This is a genomic window from Arthrobacter sp. CAN_A214, from assembly GCF_015751955.1.
Classification (GTDB): Bacteria; Actinomycetota; Actinomycetes; order Actinomycetales; family Micrococcaceae; genus Arthrobacter_D.
Genome location: NZ_JADOUU010000089.1, coordinates 1 through 1450, shown reverse-complemented (window position 1 = coordinate 1450; position 1450 = coordinate 1). Strand labels below are relative to the sequence as shown.

The 1450-nt window shown below is 58.4% G+C and carries 2 protein-coding genes; one reads left to right on the top strand and one right to left on the bottom strand.

The features are described 5' to 3' along the window. Nucleotides 1-399: 399 nt before the first annotated feature. Nucleotides 400-738 (top strand): hypothetical protein, encoded by a 339-nt coding sequence (locus tag IWX65_RS17550; RefSeq protein ID WP_196884836.1) that lies wholly within the window; start codon nucleotides 400-402, stop codon nucleotides 736-738. Between the two features lie 385 nt (nucleotides 739-1123). Here IWX65_RS17550 and IWX65_RS17545 read toward each other — a convergent pair whose 3' ends face one another. Next, nucleotides 1124-1345, bottom strand: coding sequence for a hypothetical protein (locus IWX65_RS17545; RefSeq protein WP_196884835.1), 222 nt, complete (start codon nucleotides 1343-1345; stop codon nucleotides 1124-1126). Nucleotides 1346-1450 lie beyond the last annotated feature (105 nt).

Below are 1450 nucleotides of genomic sequence, written 5' to 3'. Positions count from 1 at the left end.
TCCTCACCGACCTCACCAAACAAGAAATATCCTGGCGGATCTCGGATCACTACCCACTCTGGACCGAATTCACCACCCACACACCCTGAACCCACACACCCTGAACCCACCCCTCCAACCGAGGCCACGGCGCGATACAGCGTCTACCGCAATCTCCTATTGACGCTGGTTCATTGGACCACGATGCACCGTCGACACACCGAGCTTCACCGCTACCATCCCGGAGCAGCTATTTGCGGTGTTCACGGTACTGGTACCGGCGGCAAGAACTACCCACGATCACAATTCGGAATAGTAAGCAACCTTACGAATCATCTTGCATGCACAGGAAGCACATGCGTAACGTTGGTAACGCACCGGGATTAGAACCCCCTTTCAATCAACGAAGGAGTACAACCCATGCAGATCACCAAAACACTCGCCACAGTAGCTCTCACCGGAACGCTGGCCTTCGGCGGCGCCGGGATCGCCCAGGCAGCCCCCAACCAGAACGCAGGCGCCGTCGGCGGCCTCGTCGCAGCTGCAGTGAACCTGGACCGCACGGTCGACATCGACCAGATCCGTCTGGTGGACAACGACGGAAATATTCTGAGCAACATCGACGTCGACGTTCCCGTGAACAACGTACTCAACGGCCTCACGATTCAGGCGTTGAACAACAACGACATCGACGTCCAGGACGTCGTGGACGTCACCATCGTCGACAACGTCCTCGTCGTTCTCGTCGACGTCCTCTAACCCCGCACCACCAAAAAAGCAGCTTCCTGCTGCCTGCGAAAGTGCCACCCCGGCAAGACCGGGGTGGCACTTTCGTCAGCGTGTACCGGCATACTGACCGTTACTGATAACAGGTAGCTTCATTGTCGCCGAGGCCCGTGCAGGAAACCCCATCCTGTTGCGGTTTTGATCCGCGTCCTCCCTGCCTGAAGTACGGAGTGAAGGACGGAGGCTTATGCTTACTCACCCACTCCCCCTGTTCATTTACTCATTTACTCAGATGATGCTGCGCTGCCGCTTTTAAGACACTCCTGTACAGTGATGCGTTGAGGTCCTGGCCCGGCGTACGAACAATCCCCCACCTGTTTGAACCGGAGTGAGGGCCTCACCCCCTTTTTCACGCATGTCAGGCCGGGTTTTCCTCAGATCCGGGTGCGGGGTTGTCCGGCGATGTTGGGGTGAGGCTGATGCGTTGCAGCAGGGCCTCGTAAGCTTCCTGCAGCGTCGTGTTGCGCATGTAGGCGCCGGCCAGTTCGCTGGAAGCCTCCCTCGCCTGCTGCTCCGCGGCCCGCTGGGCGGATTCCGCTTCCTCCACAGCGGCCCGCAGGCCAGCCAGTTGCTCCTCCAAATCGGTGATCCGGGTTACGTCCCGCTGAGTGGTGGAGTTTTCTCGACACCGTGCGGGTCAGTTCTTTGATTATGCTGCAGTGAGTTCTGGGAGCAAAACTGTTTC

What these genes read in the sequence shown, in the direction of transcription:
- IWX65_RS17550 (WP_196884836.1), top strand. Translation starts at nt 400, where the DNA reads ATGCAGATCACCAAAACACTCGCCACAGTAGCTCTCACCGGAACGCTG.